14 protein-coding genes and 1 tRNA gene are annotated in these 18,443 nt (G+C 61.4%); 4 read left to right on the plus strand and 11 right to left on the minus strand.

The window, feature by feature from the left end:
• Positions 1-308: 308 nt before the first annotated feature.
• Positions 309-770, minus strand: coding sequence for an Lrp/AsnC family transcriptional regulator (locus ACIQUI_RS01255; RefSeq protein WP_012270181.1), 462 nt, complete (start codon positions 768-770; stop codon positions 309-311).
• A gap of 234 nt (positions 771-1,004) precedes the next feature.
• On the opposite strand from ACIQUI_RS01255, the gene ACIQUI_RS01260 reads away from it, so the two are divergent.
• Positions 1,005-1,559 carry a serine acetyltransferase gene (locus ACIQUI_RS01260; protein WP_403194337.1) on the plus strand — a complete coding sequence of 185 codons (555 nt, stop codon included), beginning with the start codon at positions 1,005-1,007 and terminating at the stop codon, positions 1,557-1,559.
• Between the two features lie 57 nt (positions 1,560-1,616).
• On the opposite strand, the gene ACIQUI_RS01265 is transcribed toward ACIQUI_RS01260, so the two are convergent.
• The 5 genes from ACIQUI_RS01265 to rpsU all read right to left on the minus strand — a co-directional run bounded on the left by ACIQUI_RS01265 (position 1,617) and on the right by rpsU (position 10,179).
• A tRNA-Ile gene (locus ACIQUI_RS01265) sits at positions 1,617-1,693 on the minus strand.
• A 16-nt stretch (positions 1,694-1,709) separates the two neighbouring features.
• Complete coding sequence (locus ACIQUI_RS01270; RefSeq protein ID WP_403194339.1) at positions 1,710-5,453, minus strand: EAL domain-containing protein; 3,744 nt, start codon at positions 5,451-5,453, stop codon at positions 1,710-1,712.
• Positions 5,454-5,761: 308 nt separating this feature from the next.
• A complete protein-coding gene (rpoD, locus tag ACIQUI_RS01275; protein WP_403194341.1) occupies positions 5,762-7,612 on the minus strand; it encodes an RNA polymerase sigma factor RpoD in 1,851 nt (616 codons plus the stop codon).
• 67 nt (positions 7,613-7,679) lie between these two features.
• Entirely contained in the window at positions 7,680-9,671 is a 1,992-nt protein-coding gene (dnaG, locus tag ACIQUI_RS01280; RefSeq protein WP_403194342.1) for a DNA primase, read from the minus strand.
• 292 nt (positions 9,672-9,963) lie between these two features.
• Positions 9,964-10,179 (minus strand): 30S ribosomal protein S21, encoded by a 216-nt coding sequence (rpsU, locus tag ACIQUI_RS01285; RefSeq protein WP_003255575.1) that lies wholly within the window; start codon positions 10,177-10,179, stop codon positions 9,964-9,966.
• A 204-nt stretch (positions 10,180-10,383) separates the two neighbouring features.
• Here rpsU and tsaD point away from each other — a divergent pair, with 204 nt between their 5' ends.
• Positions 10,384-11,409 carry a tRNA (adenosine(37)-N6)-threonylcarbamoyltransferase complex transferase subunit TsaD gene (gene tsaD, locus ACIQUI_RS01290; protein WP_391135883.1) on the plus strand — a complete coding sequence of 342 codons (1,026 nt, stop codon included), beginning with the start codon at positions 10,384-10,386 and terminating at the stop codon, positions 11,407-11,409.
• Between the two features lie 3 nt (positions 11,410-11,412).
• On the opposite strand, the gene plsY is transcribed toward tsaD, so the two are convergent.
• Positions 11,413-11,982 carry a glycerol-3-phosphate 1-O-acyltransferase PlsY gene (plsY, locus tag ACIQUI_RS01295; protein WP_403194345.1) on the minus strand — a complete coding sequence of 190 codons (570 nt, stop codon included), beginning with the start codon at positions 11,980-11,982 and terminating at the stop codon, positions 11,413-11,415.
• 74 nt (positions 11,983-12,056) lie between these two features.
• Between plsY and folB the strand changes: the two genes are divergently transcribed.
• Together folB and folK are read left to right on the plus strand one after the other, a co-directional pair.
• A complete protein-coding gene (gene folB / locus ACIQUI_RS01300; protein ID WP_391135877.1) occupies positions 12,057-12,413 on the plus strand; it encodes a dihydroneopterin aldolase in 357 nt (118 codons plus the stop codon).
• Positions 12,404-12,913: a 2-amino-4-hydroxy-6-hydroxymethyldihydropteridine diphosphokinase gene (gene folK, locus ACIQUI_RS01305; protein WP_403194347.1), complete on the plus strand. Its 510-nt coding sequence runs from the start codon at positions 12,404-12,406 to the stop codon at positions 12,911-12,913. The genes folB and folK overlap by 10 nt, the downstream gene beginning before the upstream one ends.
• A 209-nt stretch (positions 12,914-13,122) precedes the next feature.
• Here folK and ACIQUI_RS01310 read toward each other — a convergent pair whose 3' ends face one another.
• The 4 genes from ACIQUI_RS01310 to ACIQUI_RS01325 all read right to left on the minus strand — a co-directional run bounded on the left by ACIQUI_RS01310 (position 13,123) and on the right by ACIQUI_RS01325 (position 18,313).
• On the minus strand, positions 13,123-14,076 hold the full coding sequence (locus tag ACIQUI_RS01310) for a transposase (protein WP_391131927.1): 954 nt from the start codon (positions 14,074-14,076) through the stop codon (positions 13,123-13,125).
• Positions 14,077-14,311: 235 nt separating this feature from the next.
• Entirely contained in the window at positions 14,312-15,418 is a 1,107-nt protein-coding gene (locus ACIQUI_RS01315) for a multifunctional CCA addition/repair protein (protein WP_403194349.1), read from the minus strand.
• 55 nt (positions 15,419-15,473) lie between these two features.
• A complete protein-coding gene (locus ACIQUI_RS01320; protein WP_403194350.1) occupies positions 15,474-17,042 on the minus strand; it encodes a SpoVR family protein in 1,569 nt (522 codons plus the stop codon).
• Positions 17,039-18,313: a YeaH/YhbH family protein gene (locus ACIQUI_RS01325; protein ID WP_403194351.1), complete on the minus strand. Its 1,275-nt coding sequence runs from the start codon at positions 18,311-18,313 to the stop codon at positions 17,039-17,041. Before ACIQUI_RS01325 ends, ACIQUI_RS01320 begins: the two co-directional genes overlap by 4 nt.
• Between the last annotated feature and the right edge of the window lie 130 nt (positions 18,314-18,443).

The following is an 18,443-nucleotide window of genomic DNA, read 5'->3' on the forward strand; positions in this document are numbered from 1 at the left end:
GAGATGCCTGGGGGTCATTTTAGGGAGTGGGGTGTTCGTTAATAAGATGCAGAGTGGTGTCTGAATGTAGTTTGTTTCGTCGAAATCTAGTTAATAGATAATCTTATGACGAACAGGAGGAACATTACCTCCAGAGCAGCACCGGACTTTGTGGGAGCGGGCAAGCCCGCGAAGAAGTTGACACGGTGTATGGCACGGGCTGCGCCCGTGTTCGCGGGCACGCCCGCTCCCACAACGGTCGCGGTGGGCTTAGCATCAACGGCAATCCTGGAGGGCCTGCTCGACGGCCAGGAGGCCTGACCGCCAGCTCAGAGCGGCTGCCCGCGGTCCACCTTGCTGCTGAGAATTATCGACGTGGTGGTCTTCTCCACCCCGTCGACACTGCCGATCTGGTCGAGCAGCTGGTCCAGCTGTTCGGGTGAATCCGTGCGCAGCCAGGCCACATAGTCGAACTCGCCGCTCACCGCGCACAACTGCTGCACTTGCCCCATGGCACTCAAACGCCGCACCACCTCCTTGCCGGAGCGCGGCTGCACCTTGATCCCCACATACGCCTGCAGCCCGCCGCCGATCACACTCTGGCCCAGGCGCACGCCGTAGCCTGAGATGACCTTGTTCTTCTCCAGCCGCTCCAGGCGCGAGTTCACCGTGGTGCGGGCGATGCCCAACTGGCGGGCGAGGGTGGCGACGCTTTCGCGCGCGTTGATCTGCAGCAGGGCGATCAGCTGGCGATCGATTTCATCCAGCGTGATGGAGCGGGAATCCGACATGGCGAGTCTCTACGGTTGGCCCGCTAGCCTAGCCAGCCAGCGGCAAGCAGGGCAAGACCACGTCACACTGTGGGAGCGGGCGTGCCCGCGAACACGGGCGAAGCCCGTGCCATCCACCGCGTTGCCTGTTTCGCGGGCACGCCCGCTCCCACAAAGGGATCGCGTATGCCCCGATGGCTGCGTCTCAGGTGGTAATGCGGCATGATGAAACGCTAGTCCAACGAGAACCCCAGTGTGAACCTCGACCACCTCCTCGAATGCTGGCGACTGGAAGTCTCCAACAAGAAAAGGCCCGGACGCCGCATCAGCCTGCTGTTCAACGTGCTGCGCCGCGCACGCAAGGACAACAAACTACGTTTCCTTTTCACCTACCGCCTGGCCCAGTACCTCGACGCCCGCGGCGGCCTGGCCCGGCGCCACGCCCGGCGCATGCAGCAGCGGCTCAACCTCAGGTACGCCGTGGACATCGACATCGGCGCCCAGATCGCCCCCGGCCTGCGCATCGCGCATCTACCGGGGGTAGTGATTACCCGGCACGTGAGCATCGGGCGCAATTTTTTCATCCGCCAGAATTGCTCGATCGGCATCAAGACCCTCGGTCTGGAAGAATACACGCTACGTCTCGGCGACAACGTGAGCATGGGCGCCAACAGTTGCATCGTTGCCGACCGTATCGACATTGGCGACGATGTGGTGATTGGCGCTATGTCGCTGGTTACGCGGGATATTCCGGCTGGGATGACCTTCTACAATCCGCGGCAGGTCGAGATGCGGCCGCGGCTGGAGTAGTCGCTGGGCATGGGCCAGGCATGAAAAAGCCGCGCAATAGCGCGGCTTTGTCGTATCTGGTGGGCCCACACGGACTCGAACCGTGGACCAAAGGATTATGAGTCCTCTGCTCTAACCGACTGAGCTATAGGCCCTCAGTAAGTGGCCGGATTATAACGAGGGTTTCGCACCAGTGCCATCTGAAAGATCCGATAGTGCTATGCGAAGAAACGCTGCCGCAAATTCCTCTGGCGGCAGCGGCAGGCTGACGATATAGCCCTGGATCTGCTCACACCCTTCCGCTGCCAGAAAACGCTGCTGTGCCTGGTTTTCCACGCCTTCTGCAATGATGGTCAGCTGCATGCTGCGGCCCAGGGCGATGATTGCGCGGGCGATGGCGGCGTCGTGTGGGTCGTCGGGCAGGCCGCGGATGAACGACTTGTCGATCTTGAGGATGTCCAGCGGCAGGCGCTTGAGATAGCTCAGGGACGAATAGCCGGTGCCGAAGTCGTCGATGGCCAGTTGCACGCCCAGTTTCTTCAGCTGGTACAGCACGGCCAAGGCTTCTTCAGCCTGGCTCATGATGAAGTTTTCGGTGATCTCCAGCTGCAGGTCACCTGCCTTGAGCTGGTAATGCTTGAGCAGCTGTTCGATGCGTCGGGCCAGGTGCGGCTGGCGTAGCTGGGCGCCGGCCAGGTTGATCGACAATGGGCCGAAGGGTTCGTAGTGCTGCTTCCAGGCCTGCATCTGCCGGCAGGCCTGTTCCAGTACCCAGTCGCCGAGCTGGAGTATGGTGCCGTTCTCTTCCGCCAGGTGGATGAAATGCTCCGGTGGCACTTCACCCAGCGTGGGGTGGCTCCAGCGGATCAGCGCTTCGGCGCCTACCAGGCTCTGCGTCTTGAGGCTGAGCTTGGGCTGGAAGCACAGGCTCATTTCGTTGCGTTCGACGGCGCGGCGCAATTCGTGCTCCAGGGCAATGCGCTCGCTGGCCTGGGCGGTGAGGTCGCGGGTATAGGCCTCCACGCGGTTGCGGCCTTTGGCCTTGGAGCGATACATGGCCGCGTCGGCGTTGCGGATCAGCGTGGCAACGTCGGTGCCGTCCTGTGGATAAAGGCTGATTCCGATGCTGGCGCTGGTGAAGAACTCATGCTCACCGGCCTGGAACGGCGCGACGAAGCAGGCCAGCAGCTTGTTGGCGATGGTACTGGCGTCGCTGGGCTTGTGCAGGCCGGGCAGCAGGATGATGAACTCGTCGCCACCCAGGCGGGCCACGGTGTCGACGTCACGCACCTGCTCCTTGAGGCGCTGGGCGATACCCTTGAGCAGCAGGTCACCAACCGGGTGGCCGAGGCTGTCGTTGATGTGCTTGAAACGGTCGAGGTCGAGGAACAGCACCGCACCCTGGCGGTTGGACACTTGTGCGCAGGTCAGTACAGCCTGCAAGCGGTTCTCGAACAGGGCCCGGTTGGGCAGGCCGGTCAGCGGGTCGTGGTGGGCCTGGTAATCGAGCTTGGCCTGGGCGTGCTTGAGGCTGGAAATGTCGGCAAATACCGCGACGAAATGGGTGATTTCACGCTCGCTGTTGCGCACGGCACTGATGGTCAGCCAGCCGGGGTACAGTTCGCCATTCTTGCGCTTGTTGTAGATCTCGCCTTGCCAGTGGCCTTCGGCGGTAAGCTGGTGCCACATGGCGGCATAGAAGGCGCTGTCATGCTGGCCGGAGGCGAGCAGGCGCGGGGTTTGGCCCAGGGCTTCAAGTTCGCTGTAGCCGGTGATTTCGCTGAAGGCGCGGTTCACGGCGCTGATGCGCTGGTCGATGTCGGTGATCAGCACGCCTTCGGCAGTGTTCTCGAAGACGGTGGCAGCCAGCTGCAGTTTTTCCTGCATCAGGTAGCGTTCGGTGATGTCGCGGGCGATGGTAAGCATACAGTCGACGCCGGCAATCGGCAGCGGCCTGGCAGATAGCTCGCACAGGCGGATCTGCCCGTCGCTGCGGCGGATATGGCAGGTGAAGTCACGCACGAAACCGTCGCGGTTGAGCTGGTCGACCAGGCGCTTGCGCTCGTTGAGGTCGACCCATATTCCCAGGTCCAGCGAGGTCTGGTCGATGGTCGGGTTGAGGTCATAGCCGGTGAGGCGGCAGAAGCCTTCGTTGACCTCAAGCAGCAAGCCGTCGCTTTGACGCGACAGCAGCAGGCCGTCGGGGGAGGCGTGGAAGGCCTTGGCGAACTTCTCTTCGGAGGTTTGCAATTGCTCCTGGGTTTCCTTGAGCTGGCTGATGTCGCGTACGGCCACCACCAGCGCGGGCGTGCCGTCGAGCTCGAAGGTTTCGGCTGAGGTGAGACCGGTGAACAGTTGGCCATTGCTGCGGCGAAAGCTCATTTCCAGGTTGCGGATGCCGCCCTGGTGCAGTCGCTCAAGCAGCAGGGGGCCAGTGCCCTCTACCCCCCACAGGTTGAGTTCGGTGGCCGTGCGCCCGATCACCTGGCCTGGGGCTAGGCCGATCTGCTCCTCGAAGGCTTCGTTGACCTCCAGCAGGCAGCCGTCGCCGTGGCGGGCGATCAGCAAAATGTCGGGGCATTGCTGGAACACCGAAGCGAACTTTTGCTCGGAAAGGCGCAGGGCATCTTCGGTGCGCTTGGTTTCGCTGATATCGATCATCAGCCCGCGCATCACCGGCTGGTGGCCGTGTTCGATCATGCTGACGATATTGCGTACCCACAGCGGCTGGCCGTCGGCGCGGATTACCCGGTAATCCAGGCTGTGGTCACGGCCGGCTGCGGTTTCACTGTCGCAGTAGGCCTGGGCCCAGAGGGCGTCCTCCGGGTGCAGGATGCTGCGCCAGAAGCCCGGTTTGAGCCAATCGCCCAGTGGGTAGCCGAGCAGGTCTTCGGCATGCGGCGAGACGTAGCTGTAGGTAAAGTCGTTGGCATCGGCTTCCCAGGCAATGGCTGACAGGCTCTCGACCAGGCCGCGGTAGTGGTACTCGCTGCTGCGCAGCTCTTGCTCCAGGGCAATGCGCCGGGAGATTTCCGAGCTGAGCCGGCGGTTGATGCGGATGACCACAGCCAGCACGCCCATCAGCAGCAGCACCGTTGGCAGGCCATAAAGCAGCAGGTCCGACCAGAACATCCGCTGGTCGACCACATTGCCTACCCAGCGCTGCTGGATCTGGTTGACCTCGCTGCTGCTCATGTCGGCAATCACTTTGTCGAGTATGCCGACCAGAATGTTCTTGTCGCGTGGTGTGGCCATGGCCAACTGGTAGCGGTAGGGCGTTTCACCACTGACGTACAGGCCATCAAGCTTGAGCTGGCGCAGGCTCCAGATGCTCGATGCAAGGTCGCCGACCACTGCATCCACCTGGTCGGTGGCCAAGGCTTGCAGGGCAGAGCTGACGTTGGGCAGCGCCACCAGGTTGAGGTCGGGGTGGTGGGTGCGTAGCAGTTCATGCGGGGCATAGTTCTCGACCACGGCGATCTTCAGGCCGTAGAGATCGTCCAGGTTGCGCGGCTGCGCACCACCTTTGTGGGCAAGAATGACAATGGGGAAGTCGAGGTAGGGGCGGGTAAACGCCAAGTAGCCTTGGCGCTCGGGCGTGGACATGATGCCGGGCAGCAGGTCGATGCGGTTTTCCCGCGCCTGCGCCAGTACTTCGGTCCAGCTGCTGGGTTCGACCGGTTTGAGCGTCACACCCAGGCGTTGCTGGATCATGGCGATGTAGTCGGCGGCCAATCCCTGGTACCGGCCCTCCTGGTCGCGAAACTCGAACGGTGGCCAAGAGGCGTCTATGCCCAGGCTCAGCTGCGGGTGGGCAGCCAGCCAGGCTTTCTCCTCGTCTGTCAGGGTCAGGGCGCCGGCCGTTGTGTTCCACAGAATCAGAAGCAGCAACAGAATGGCCGGCTTCAAGGACATGGCAGCCTCGCATTCAGGTGGTCTGAACTCGAGTGTAGACGGGCATTGCTGCAGATGTGCGGTGGAAGGTGGGGTCTTTTGTCAGATACAACAGGGCCTTGCGCAAACCTTGGGGCGGTTCAGTTACTGTGGGAGCGGCCTTGTGTCGCGAAAGGGCTGCGAAGCAGCCCCCAGGGTTGAGCATGACGCAGGATCACCGGGGCCGCTTTGCGGCCCTTTCGCGACACAAGGCCGCTCCCACAGGGGCCGTGCATATGCTGGGCAGAAACCAGAAAAGAAAAACCCCGGCCTGGGCCGGGGTTTTGTCATCACTCGTCGAGGAAGGAGCGCAAGTGCTCGCTGCGGGTAGGGTGGCGCAGTTTGCGCAACGCCTTCGCTTCGATCTGACGGATCCGCTCACGGGTTACGTCAAACTGCTTGCCTACTTCTTCAAGGGTGTGGTCGGTGTTCATGTCGATACCGAAACGCATGCGCAGCACTTTGGCTTCGCGTGCGGTCAGGCCCGAGAGCACGTCGCGGGTGGCTTCCTTGAGGCTTTCGACCGTGGCTACGTCAATCGGGGACTGCATGGTCGAGTCCTCGATGAAGTCGCCCAGGTGCGAATCTTCGTCGTCACCGATCGGGGTTTCCATGGAGATCGGCTCTTTGGCGATCTTCAGTACCTTGCGGATCTTGTCCTCAGGCATTTCCATGCGTTCGCCCAGCTCTTCCGGGGTCGGTTCGCGACCCATTTCCTGCAGCATCTGGCGGGAAATACGGTTGAGCTTGTTGATCGTCTCGATCATGTGCACCGGAATACGGATGGTGCGCGCCTGGTCGGCGATCGAGCGAGTGATCGCCTGACGAATCCACCAGGTGGCGTAGGTCGAGAACTTGTAGCCGCGACGGTATTCGAACTTGTCCACCGCTTTCATCAAGCCGATGTTGCCTTCCTGGATCAGGTCGAGGAATTGCAGGCCACGGTTGGTGTACTTCTTGGCGATGGAGATCACCAGACGCAGGTTCGCCTCGACCATTTCTTTCTTGGCGCGGCGGGCCTTGGCTTCACCGATCGACATGCGACGGTTGATGTCCTTGATCTCGGCAACGGTCAGGCCGGTTTCGGTCTCAAGGTCGATCAGCTTCTGCTGGCAAGCGACGATGGCAGCGTCCTTTTCACCCAGGGCAGCTGCCCATTTGGTGTTGCGCTTGGCCAGGTCACCGCTCCAGGTCTGGTCGGTTTCGTTGCTTGGGAACATGCGCAGGAAGTCGGCACGCGGCATGCGGGCATCACGCACGCACAGCTGCATGATGGCGCGTTCCTGCTGACGCAGACGGTTCAGGGCGTCACGTACACGCTCGACCAGTACCTCGAACTGCTTGGGTACCAGTTTGATCGGCATGAACAGGTCGGCCAGGGCCTGCAGGGCCTCGATGCTTTCCTTGTGGGCACGACCGTTTTTCTTCAGCACCTTGGAGGTTGCCTGAAGCTGGTCGGATACCGCACCGAAGCGCTGGGCTGCGACTACCGGGTCCGGGCCGCTTTCGGCCTCTTCCTCGTCGTCACTGCCTTCGGACTCTTCATCTTCGTCGTCGGACTCTTCCTTCGCAGCAGCGGCCTTGGTGCCAGGGATCGGCACTTCTTCGGTCGGTGCGGCGATGTTGTCGTCAGGGTCGATGTAGCCGCTGAGCACGTCGGACAGGCGGCCACCTTCGGTGGTGACGCGGTCATATTCGCCGAGAATGTAATCGACGGTGCCCGGGAAGTGGGCGATGGCGCCCATGACTTCACGGATGCCTTCCTCGATACGCTTGGCGATTTCGATCTCGCCTTCGCGGGTCAGCAGCTCGACGGTACCCATTTCGCGCATGTACATGCGCACCGGGTCGGTCGTGCGGCCGATATCGGTTTCAACTGCCGCCAACGCAGCAGCGGCTTCTTCGGCCGCGGCTTCGTCGGTGTCGGCTTCCGCCAACAGAAGGGCATCCGCATCCGGAGCACTCTCGAATACGTTGATCCCCATGTCGTTGATCATGCGGATGATGTCTTCCACCTGTTCCGGATCTGAAATATCCTCAGGCAGGTGGTCGTTGACCTCCGCGTAAGTCAGGTAGCCCTGCTCACGACCGCGGGTGATCAACTCTTTGATACGAGACTGCTGTTGCGCTTTTCCGGACATAACACCCTATCCACTGAAGGTCTTGGCGGGCAAAAAACAAGCCGAGGATTATACCCGAGCATGGGCCTCACGCGCCAGATGAGGTCGGCGTTTGTGCGGGAACATTCCGGCTCAGCAGGGCGAGGAGCTGAATTTTTTCCTCGCTGGTCAATTCGCTTTGACGTGATTTCCTGAGCAGTTGTTCCAGGCTGCGCTCGCGTTGGCGGGCGGACAAGCTAGTTATAGTGTCGAAAAACTGTTGTTCAAGGTTGTCGGCCACGATCAGCCATTCCTTTTCTGCCAGGGCCCGCAGCAGGCGGCCCTGTTCGGTACCGTGCCAACGTGCGATCAACTGCATTGAGCTTAGCCCAGGATTTTTCTGCGCGGCTTCGATCAGTGCCACCAGCAGCTGGCTGTACAGGTGTTCTTCATCGGCAAAGTGGCTGGCATCTTCTACCTTGCCGGCCAGCAGTGGGTGGTGCAGCAGGGTGCGCAGGGCGGCGAGGGTGGGCGGCTCGACCGGGGCGGGCACGCGGGGTGGTGCTTCGTCGCGTTGCTGCCAGGGCTTGCCGCCCTTGCCGCCCTTGCGGTTCTTGTCCCAGGGCTTGTCGCTCCATTGCTTCTTGCCGCCGCCCTTGTTCGGCTGCCATGCCTGCTCCTGGTGAGCGGGCGCGTAGTCGTGCTGCGGCATGTCGCCGTAGTCGGGGGTATAGCTGGCCATGGCGTCGTAGTCGTAGCCAGGGTCGTAGTCCGGCACGCTGCTGGGTGCTGGTGCCTGCTGCGCCAGTTGCTCCACCTGCTGTGGGTCGAGGCCGGTGATTTCTTTCAGGCGGTTGCGCATCAATTGACGCAGGTTGGCGCCGGGGATCTTTTCGATCAGCGGTGCTGCCAGGGTCGCCATGTGCGCCTTGCCTTCCAGCGAGCGTGGGTCGGCTTCGACACTCAGTTGCTCGAAGAAGTAGTCGGCCAGTGGCTGGGCGTGCTGGTTGATACGGGCCATGAAGGCATCGGTACCTTCGGCGCGCACCAGGCTATCCGGGTCTTCGCCCTCGGGCAGGAACAGGAACCGCGCGCGGCGGCCGTCCTGCAGGTTCGACAGGGTCGACTCCAGTGCGCGCCAGGCGGCCTTGCGCCCGGCTTGGTCGCCGTCGAAGCAGAACAGTACGCTGGGTACCACGCGGAACAGCCGTTTGAGGTGCTCTTCGCTGGTGGCGGTGCCCAGGGTGGCCACGGCATTGCGCAGGCCTTGCTGGGCCAGGGCGATGACGTCCATGTAGCCCTCGACGACGATGATCTCGTCGAGGTTGCGGTTGTGCTTGCGCGCCTCGTACAGCCCGTACAGTTCCTGGCCCTTGTGAAACACCGGGGTTTCCGGCGAGTTCAGGTACTTGGGCTTGTCGTCGCCGAGCACCCGGCCGCCGAAGGCAATGATACGCCCGCGGCTGTCACGGATCGGGAACATCACCCGGTCGCGGAAGCGGTCGTAGCGCTTGCCGCTTTCGGCATTCTCGATCAGCAGGCCGGCATCGATCATCACTTTCTGCTGCAAGGTGTCTGCACCCAGGTGCTTGAGCAGGTTGTCCCAGCCCGGCGGGGCAAAGCCCAGGCCGAAGTCGCGGGCAATTTCCCCGGACAGGCCGCGGCCCTTGAGGTAGTCCACCGCCGCCTTGCGGGTCGGGTGGCTGCGCAAGGCCTGGCGGTAGAACTCCGAGGCGGCATCCAGCAGCGGGTACAGCGGCGAATCTGTAGGCTGGCGTGGCTTGTTGTCACGACGGCCTTGCTCGCGGGGTACTTCCATGCCAGCGGCGCGGGCCAGTTCCTCGACGGCCTGGGGGAAGTCCAGGTTGTCGTGGTCCATGACGAAGCCCAGGGCGTTGCCGCCGGCACCGCAGCCGAAGCAGTAGTAGAACTGCTTGTCGGGGCTGACCGTGAAGGAAGGGGTCTTTTCCTTGTGGAACGGGCAGCAGGCGGAGTAGTTCTTGCCGGTTTTTTTCAGCTGGACGCGCGAACTCACCACGTCGACGATGTCGAGGCGGTTGATAAGGTCGTCAATGAAGCTCTGGGGAATCAGCCCGGCCATGGCAGTCTCGTCATCTGGCAACTGGCAAGTCTAATCGCTCACGCGCCGGTCGTTTGGGGATGTGCGAGGGAATGTGTGCTCGTCGCCAGCCCCTGGGGGCCCGTCAGTCGGACGTGCACGTCTGGTCATACAGCAAGAAGGACCAGCTCTGACGTTTCAGGCAGGTTGCCCATGAGCAATTCGCATAAAGCGCGTTGCAGGGCCTTGAGCTAGCTGCTCAAGCTTGAATCGACCACTGCCATCGCCCGGCGGTTAGCCGGGCAGGGCAGAAGCTTTGCGTTGAACGCCTGTATTAGTACAGACGAACGGCGCGGCGCTGTTCGCGCTGAACTTTCTTGGCGTGACGCTTAACAGCAGCAGCTGCCTTGCGCTTACGCTCTGCGGTCGGCTTCTCGTAAAACTCGCGGCTACGAACTTCAGCCAGTACACCGGCTTTTTCGCAGGAGCGCTTGAAACGACGCAGAGCTACGTCGAAGGGTTCGTTCTCTTTAACTTTGACGGCTGGCATCCAGGGCTACCTTAATTCATTACCGGGGTAGACGTGCTCCTGGCAAAACAAAGGTGTGCTGGAGAACGTCGGTTTTCAAGGGTTGCGGATGTTAACCCTTAGCAAGCAGGAATGCAAAGCCTCTGATCGAAAACCGCTGGTCGGCATCCGACACGGGGACTATCATGCGCGGCTTCGAATTCAGCCCCCACAAGGGACGAACCCATGCTAGTACTGGGATTGGAAACATCCTGCGACGAAACTGGCGTCGCATTATACGACAGTGAGCGCGGCTTGTTGGCCGACGCGCTGTTCAGCCAGATCGACCTGCACCGTGTGTTTGGCGGCGTGGTGCCCGAGCTTGCCTCGCGTGACCACGTAAAGCGCATGCTGCCGCTTATCCGCCAGGTGCTGGACGAGGCTGGCTGCGTCGCCACCGAGATCGACGCCATTGCCTATACCGCGGGCCCCGGGCTGGTCGGCGCATTGCTGGTGGGCGCCTCCTGCGCCCAGGCGCTGGCCTTTGCCTGGGACATCCCGGCGATTGGCGTGCACCACATGGAAGGCCACTTGCTGGCCCCCATGCTGGAAGAAAACCCACCGCAGTTTCCGTTCGTCGCTTTGTTGGTTTCAGGCGGGCATACCCAGCTGGTTCGCGTCGATGGCATCGGCCAGTACGAGCTGCTGGGCGAGAGCCTGGATGATGCTGCCGGCGAAGCCTTCGACAAGACCGCCAAGCTGATCGGCCTCAACTATCCAGGTGGCCCGGAAATCGCGCGCCTGGCCGAGCAGGGCGTGCCTGGGCGCTTCGTGTTCCCACGGCCGATGACCGATCGTCCGGGCCTGGAGTTCAGCTTCAGTGGCCTCAAGACCTTCGCCCTGAACACCTGGCAGCAATGCAAGCAGGCGGGTGACGACGGCGAGCAAACGCGTTGCGACGTGTCGCTGGCATTCCAGCAGGCGGTGGTGGAGACGTTGACCATCAAGTGCAAGCGTGCCCTCAAGCAGACCGGCCTCAAGCGCCTGGTGATCGCGGGTGGTGTGAGTGCCAACAAGGCCTTGCGCGCATCCCTTGAGGACATGCTCGGCAGCATGAAGGGCAATGTGTACTACGCTCGTCCGCAGTTCTGCACCGACAACGGTGCGATGATTGCCTATGCCGGTTGCCAGCGCCTGTTGGCCGGGCAGCAGCAGGACCTGGCGATCAGCGTGCAGGCACGCTGGCCGATGGAGCAGTTGCCTGCGCTGTAAGGTTCAGAAGTGTCGCTCGCGCCCGGCAAACAGGTCGCGCAGGTTGCTGCGGTGGCGCCACACGATCATTACAGTCAGCACGCTGATCGGCAGCAGGGCTTCGGGCTCGCGCCAGGCCAGCAGTGGCAAGGTGAGTGGCGTGGCTATCAGTGCCGCCAGCGAGCTGGTACGGGTGAGGTAGAAGGTCAGCAGCCAGGCGCCGATGGCCAGCAGTGCGGCCGGGAAGTACAGGCCCATGAGCATGCCGGCTGCGGTGGCCACGCCCTTGCCGCCCCGGAAACAGAAGTACAGCGGGAACAGGTGGCCCAGCACCGCGCAGACGCCTACCCAGGCTTGCGCCTGCAGGTCCAGCCCGGCAAAGCGTGCGAGCAATACCGGCAAAAGGCCCTTGCACAGGTCGCCAAGCAGGGTCAGGATCGCCAGTTTGCGGCCCGCCAGGCGTAGCATGTTGGTGGCGCCGGCATTGCCTGAGCCGCTGGAGCGCGGGTCTGGGCTGCCCGAAAGGCGGCTGAGGACGATGGCAAAGGACAGCGAGCCGAGCAGGTAGGCGAGCAACGCCAGTAACCAAAACATGCTAACTATTCCGGGCGAGGACGCCCTGATTCTAACGGCGCCAGTCGCCCTTGTCGTGCTGTGGAGAGAAGTGCTTGGACAGAGTGTTCATCGAAGGCCTGGAAGTCGATACCGTGATCGGTGCCTATGACTGGGAGCGGGATATTCGCCAGTGCTTGCGCCTGGACCTGAGCTTTGCCTGGGACAACCGCCCGGCGGCAGCGGGTGACGACCTGAGCCTGGCGCTGGACTATGCCAGCGTGTCGGCGCGTGTGCAGGCGTTTGCCGAGCAGGCGCGTTTCGAGTTGGTGGAAACCTTTGCCGAGCGCCTGGTGGCCACCTTGATGGATGAGTTCCAGATCCCTTGGGTGCGGTTGAAACTTACCAAGCCGGGGGCGGTGCCGGCGGCTCGTGGTGGTGTTGGCGTGGAGATTGAGCGCGGATGTCTCTGAGCACGGTTTACCTGGGCCTTGGCAGCAACATCGACCGCGAGGCGCACTTGTGCGCCGGGTTGGATGCGCTGGCCGGCATCCTCACCGACATGCGCTGCTCGCCGGCGTTCGAAAGCCAGGCGGTGGGGATCAAGAGTGGACCGTTCATCAACTTCGTGGTGACCGGGCAAACCGAGCTGCCGCTGATCGAGCTGGACCGCCGGCTGAAGTTCATCGAGGCCGACAATGGTCGCTATGCGCCGGATCGCAAAGGGCTGCCGCTGGATATCGACGTGTTGATGTATGACGATTTGCTTGGCACCTTCGATGGCTTGGTACTGCCCCGGGCCGAGATCCTGAAGAACGCGTTTGTGCTGTGGCCGCTGTCGCTGCTGGCGCCTGAGCTGGTGCACCCGGGGGTGGGCAAGCGCATGGCGCAGTTATGGCAGGAGGCGCAGATCGATCAGGTACTGGCCCCGGTCGCCTTTGAGTGGCGTGGGTTGCAGCTGACCCCAGCATAAGCCTGTACTGGCCCTTTCGCGGCTAAAGCCGCTCCCACAGGACCGCGCCAACTTGAAGGCAACGCTACACCTGTGGGAGCGGGCAAGCCCGCGAACACCGGCAAAGCCGGTGCCATCCACTGCGTCGCCTGTTTCGCGGGCATGCCCGCTCCCACAGGGACTGCGCTGGCTTCGAGTTAACACAGTACCTGTGGGAGATTCTATGGTTTTCAGCAAGCCGGTTTGACGCCTTTGGTAGTGTATTCGTCCTGATTCTTCATCAGGGCGAATGCCACCCTTGCTAGCTTCCTGGCGAGGATTACCAACGCCTGGGTCGTTGCTTTTCCGTTGTTCAGGTGCCGTTTATAGTCCCCGTTCCACGCGGGCGACTTGCTGGCTGCCATCGCTGCGTTGTGTAACAAACGACGGATCTCTGAGCAGCCTCGTTTTGTAAGGCAGCGCCGTCCGTTCTTCTGCCCGGAATCGCTGACACGTAGATCCATCCCCAAGAAGGCGATGTACGAATCACTGCTCTTGAACTCACCCCTCGTAAAAGCCATTACCAGCGCTGTGGCGGTGAGAAAACCAATGCCCTCTACTGCCTGGCAGCGAGCGACTTGCTCGTGCAAGCCAGCCTCTCGCAGCACGTCTTTAATCTTCTTCTGAATCAACTGATCCAGTCGATCTATTGATTTCACAAAAGTATTGAACGCGGTTTTCAGGAGGCCTTCATTAGCCCAGCTCTGGGTCATTGCAGTGCGGGCACTCACCAAGGCAGCTCTGCGTCGCAGGAGGCTCTGAAGCTTGCCGTAGACGGCGGGCGGCGGGCTCCAGGGACGAAGATCCTCACCTTCGTTTTTCAGAAAGCGGGACAGCAACCGAGCGTCGGACGGATCGGTTTTCACCCGTCCGCCAACACTTTTCCGGTAGTTGCTCAGTTGAAAGCCATCGATGATATAAACCTCGAAGCCCTGACGATGAGCCAGCTCAACTAAGTCCAGGTGATAGACATTGGTCGCCTCAACAGCGATAGCTGTATTGAGTGGCTGCTGCTTCAGCCATTTCTTAATTTCGAGCTTGGAGTTTTTCAGCCTGACGATCTCATCGCGCTCATCGTGATGGATAACCAGCTCAGCTTTTGCGACATCCGCACCCACAATCAACTTGCCCACCTGCATTGCCATAGGTGACTCCTCACGTTATGGTTTTTCAGCTTGAAGGGGTTTCACCAAGAGGCGCTGGCTTGCTTCTATCGTCGCTTGCAAACGATGCATTCTTTATCGGCGCTTTGGTGGAAGGGGTGGGGCGATGTCTCCCACGGTCTGTACTGCTGTGAACAGTCAGAATCGGCTTTTTCGTCCCACCACCCCTTCAAGTATCACCATACAAGCGGCTTTAGCCGCGAAAGGGCCGGTAGCTCTAACCGGGTTGGTAAGCCTCAAGCGCTTTCAGCCGCTCACCTTTGAGCGCTTCGCCCAAAGCCTGGCCGGTATGCCCGGCCTGCACCAGCGGCTTCACATCCACTGCCCGCGCCGCCGCCGCTGCGCCACGCAGATAATCGGCCTGTGGATAACCCGCTTTGCCCACGCCCAGCGCAGTCATTTCGCAAGCACTGAGGAAATCCTCGAAGCGCTGCGGCCGCCGGTACACATCAAACTTTTGCAGCAGCTCCAGCAATGCCGTAGCAGGTAGCGACAGCGCCTGGTCGGCCTGTGCCAGGCACTCACCCGTCAGCAATGCCAGTTCCTGGCACTCCCGTGGCGCCTTGAGGCGCTGATTGACCGCCTTGATCGAGGCCGAGGGCAGAGCGTGCAGCAGGCAGGCCCAGCGCACGTGCAGAGGTTGTTCGTGCAGCGCGGCCTGTTCCAGTGCTGCCAGTGCCTGGGCGTCGTCATCAAGTTCAGGCAGCAGCTGTTGCAGGGCCCCACAAGCACGTAGTACCTGGAAGAACACCTGCGGTTTCGCCTCCATCAGCGCTCGCTCGATTTCCTTCCAGCTGCGTTCAGCGGTCAGTGCCTGCAACTCGCCCGAAGCACTGATCAGGCGCATCAGCTCCAAGGTTTCGTCGGCAACCCGGAAACCCAGTGGCGCATAGCGGGCAGCAAAGCGGGCAACGCGCAGGACGCGCAGAGGATCTTCGGCGAACGCCGGGGAAACGTGGCGTAAAAGGCGTTTATCGAGATCGTTTTTGCCGTGGTAGGGATCGTACACCGCGCCAGCTTCATCCTCGGCCATCGCATTGATGGTCAGGTCGCGGCGGATCAGGTCTTCTTCCAGGGTAACGTCGGGGCTGGCGTGGAAGGTGAACCCGCCATAGCCGCGTCCGCTCTTGCGCTCGGTGCGCGCCAGGGCGTATTCCTCGCCGGTTTTCGGGTGCAGGAATACCGGGAAATCGGCACCCACCGGCCGATAGCCCTTGGCAAGCATTTCGTCGACGGTTGCGCCAACCACCAGCCAGTCGATATCGCTGACCGGGCGGCCTAGCAGGCGGTCGCGTACGGCGCCGCCAACTTTGTAGATGTGCATGTGCAACTCTCCATAACTGCCGACAGGATACCCTGCCGGCAGTCATTGCGTTGCACTAGAGGTGGTGGATGACGGCCAGGTCCATGCGACCGTAGTCGGCGCTTTCGCCGTGCTCGCCGCGCGGTGGCATGTGGTGGGTCTTCATCACCTGATCGCCCTGCACGGTCTCCAGGTGGATATCGAAGCCCCACAGGCGGTGCAGGTGCTTGAGCACTTCATCGGTCGATTCGCCCAGCGGTTTGCGGTTGTGCTGCTGGTGGCGCAGGGTCAGCGAGCGGTCGCCACGGCGGTCGACGCTCCAGATCTGCACGTTGGGTTCACGGTTGCCCAGGTTGTACTGCGCTGCCAATTGCTCACGAATCACCCGGTAGCCTGCTTCGTCGTGAATGGCGGGCACCAGCAGGTCGTCGCGCTGGTCGTCATCGAGGATGCTGAACAGCTTGAGATCGCGCATCACCTTGGGCGACAAATACTGCAGGATGAAGCTCTCGTCCTTGAAGCTGCTCATGGCGAACTTGATGGTAGAAAGCCAGTCGCTGCCGGCAATTTCGGGGAACCAGTAGCGATCCTCCTCTGTCGGGTTTTCGCACATGCGGCGGATGTCGCTGTACATGGCAAAGCCCAGTGCGTACGGGTTGATGCCGCTGTAGTACGGGCTGTCGAAACCGGGCTGGAACACAACGCTGGTGTGCGACTGCAAGAACTCCATCATGAAGCCTTCGGTGATCAGCCCCTCGTCGTACAGGTCGTTCATCAGCGTGTAGTGCCAGAAGGTTGCCCAGCCTTCGTTCATCACCTGGGTCTGGCGCTGCGGGTAGAAGTACTGGGCGATCTTGCGCACGATACGCACCACCTCGCGCTGCCAGGGCTCGAGTAGCGGTGCATTTTTTTCGATGAAATACAGGATGTTTTCCTGCGGTTCGGCGGGGAAGCGCCCATCATCACGCTCGTTACCCTTTTCGGCGCTTTTCGGAATGGTGCGCCAAAGGTCGTTGATCTGCCGCTGCAGGTGCTCCTCGCGCTCCTGTTGCCGGCGCCGCTCCTCCTCGGCGGAAATGGGGTAGGGCCGCTTGTAGCGGTCTACACCGTAGTTCATCAGGGCATGGCAGGAGTCGATCAGGTCTTCCACTGCATCAATGCCATGGCGCTCTTCGCACTGGGCGATGTATTGCTTGGCGAACACCAGGTAATCGATGATCGAACTGGCGTCGGTCCAGGTGCGGAACAGATAGTTGCCTTTGAAGAAGCTGTTATGGCCGTAGCAGGCGTGGGCAATCACCAGTGCCTGCATGCACATGGTGTTTTCTTCCATCAGGTAGGCGATGCAGGGGTCGGAGTTGATCACGATCTCGTAGGCCAGGCCCATCTGGCCGCGGCTGTACGACTTTTCCGTGCTGAGGAACTGCTTGCCATAGGACCAGTGGTGGTAGCCCAGTGGCATGCCGACCGAGGCATAGGCGTCCATCATCTGCTCGGCAGTGATCACCTCGATCTGGTTGGGGTAGGTGTCCAGGGCGTAACGCTCGGCCAGGCGGCTGATTTCCCGATCGTAGGTCTGGATCAGCTCGAACGTCCACTCGGACCCGGTGGAAATGGGTTGGCGTCTCTGTGCTCTGGCGGTCATGTGGCTAACCTGCGCTGGAAGAGTTCACGGAAGACCGGGTAGATGTCGCCGGCCGATACCAACTGCTGCTGGGCGAACGTGTCGGGGTAGGCTTCACCGATGCGTTCGTATTCATACCACAGCGCCTGGTGTTCACGAGGGGTGATCTCTACGTAAGTGTAGTACTGCACATGCGGCATGATCTGTTTGGAGAGGATCTCGCGGCAGATCGGCGAGTCGTCGTTCCAGTTATCGCCGTCAGACGCTTGCGCGGCATAGATGTTCCAGTCGCTGGCCGGGTAACGTTCGGCCATGATCTCCTGCATCAGCTTGAGCGCACTGGAGACGATGGTGCCGCCGGTCTCGCGCGAGTAGAAGAACTCTTCTTCGTCGACTTCGCGGGCGCTGGTGTGGTGGCGGATGAACACCACTTCGATGCGGTCGTAGTTACGCTTGAGGAACAGGTACAGCAGGATGAAGAAGCGCTTGGCGATGTCCTTGGTGGCCTGGGTCATCGAGCCGGACACGTCCATCAGGCAGAACATGACCGCCTTGGAGCTGGGGTTGGGCTGCTTGACCAGCAGGTTGTACTTGAGGTCGAAGGTGTCGAGGAAGGGCAGGCGATTGATGCGTGCCTTCAAACGGTCGATTTCCTGTTCGACTTCCTGGATATCAGTGAAATTGTCCGGTTCCTCGACCCGCAGGCGGTCGAGTTCCTTTTGTGCCTCACGCAACAGTGCGCGGCTGCTGCCGGTCAGGGCAATGCGCCGTGCATGTGCCGAGCGCAGGGTGCGCACGATATTGATGCGCGACGGGTTGCCTTCGTTGGCGATGCCGGCACGTACGGTCTTGAAGGTGTCGGCGCCCGTCAGGTGACGCTTGACCAGGTTGGGTAGCTCGAGGTCTTCGAACATGAACTCGAGAAACTCTTCCTGGGTGATCTGGAAGACGAATTCGTCCATGCCTTCGCCGGAATTGCCCGCCTTGCCGCGGCCGCCGCCGCCACCACCACCGCCTTGCGGCCTTGGGATGTGTTCACCGGCAGTGAATTCCTTGTTGCCAGGGTGCACGATGGTCTGCTTGCCCCCGCGACCATGGTGCAGCACGGGTTCGTCGATGTCGCGACCGGGAATGCTGATCTGCTCGCCATGTTCCATGTCCATGATGGAACGGCGGCTCACCGCCTCTTCGACGGCCTTCTTGATGTGTTCGCGGTACCGCCGCAAGAAGCGCTGGCGGTTGACCGTGCTCTTGTTCTTGCCGTTCAGGCGTCGGTCGATAACGTAGCTCATGGTCCCTCCGGTAGCTGGGAACAGCTGCAAGCCACAAGCCATAAGCTCCAAGCGGCAAGCTTCAAGCTGCAAGTAAAAGCAGCTATCACTGCCGCAGATGTTGGCGCCTGGCTTGCGCTGGCGCCAGACA

The sequence above is a fragment of the Pseudomonas sp. NPDC090592 genome (assembly GCF_044769185.1).
In the GTDB taxonomy this organism is placed as follows: domain Bacteria; phylum Pseudomonadota; class Gammaproteobacteria; order Pseudomonadales; family Pseudomonadaceae; genus Aquipseudomonas.

Bases quoted from the DNA above. Each gene is read 5' to 3' on its own strand.
- tsaD (WP_391135883.1), top strand. From the start codon at position 10,384: ATGCTAGTACTGGGATTGGAAACATCCTGCGACGAAACTGGCGTCGCA.
- rpsU (WP_003255575.1), bottom strand. From the start codon at position 10,179: ATGCCAGCCGTCAAAGTTAAAGAGAACGAACCCTTCGACGTAGCTCTG.
- ACIQUI_RS01255 (WP_012270181.1), bottom strand. From the start codon at position 770: ATGTCGGATTCCCGCTCCATCACGCTGGATGAAATCGATCGCCAGCTG.
- ACIQUI_RS01310 (WP_391131927.1), bottom strand. From the start codon at position 14,076: ATGGCAATGCAGGTGGGCAAGTTGATTGTGGGTGCGGATGTCGCAAAA.
- plsY (WP_403194345.1), bottom strand. From the start codon at position 11,982: ATGTTTTGGTTACTGGCGTTGCTCGCCTACCTGCTCGGCTCGCTGTCC.
- ACIQUI_RS01270 (WP_403194339.1), bottom strand. From the start codon at position 5,453: ATGTCCTTGAAGCCGGCCATTCTGTTGCTGCTTCTGATTCTGTGGAAC.
- ACIQUI_RS01325 (WP_403194351.1), bottom strand. From the start codon at position 18,313: ATGAGCTACGTTATCGACCGACGCCTGAACGGCAAGAACAAGAGCACG.
- folK (WP_403194347.1), top strand. From the start codon at position 12,404: ATGTCTCTGAGCACGGTTTACCTGGGCCTTGGCAGCAACATCGACCGC.
- ACIQUI_RS01315 (WP_403194349.1), bottom strand. From the start codon at position 15,418: ATGCACATCTACAAAGTTGGCGGCGCCGTACGCGACCGCCTGCTAGGC.
- rpoD (WP_403194341.1), bottom strand. From the start codon at position 7,612: ATGTCCGGAAAAGCGCAACAGCAGTCTCGTATCAAAGAGTTGATCACC.
- ACIQUI_RS01320 (WP_403194350.1), bottom strand. From the start codon at position 17,042: ATGACCGCCAGAGCACAGAGACGCCAACCCATTTCCACCGGGTCCGAG.
- dnaG (WP_403194342.1), bottom strand. From the start codon at position 9,671: ATGGCCGGGCTGATTCCCCAGAGCTTCATTGACGACCTTATCAACCGC.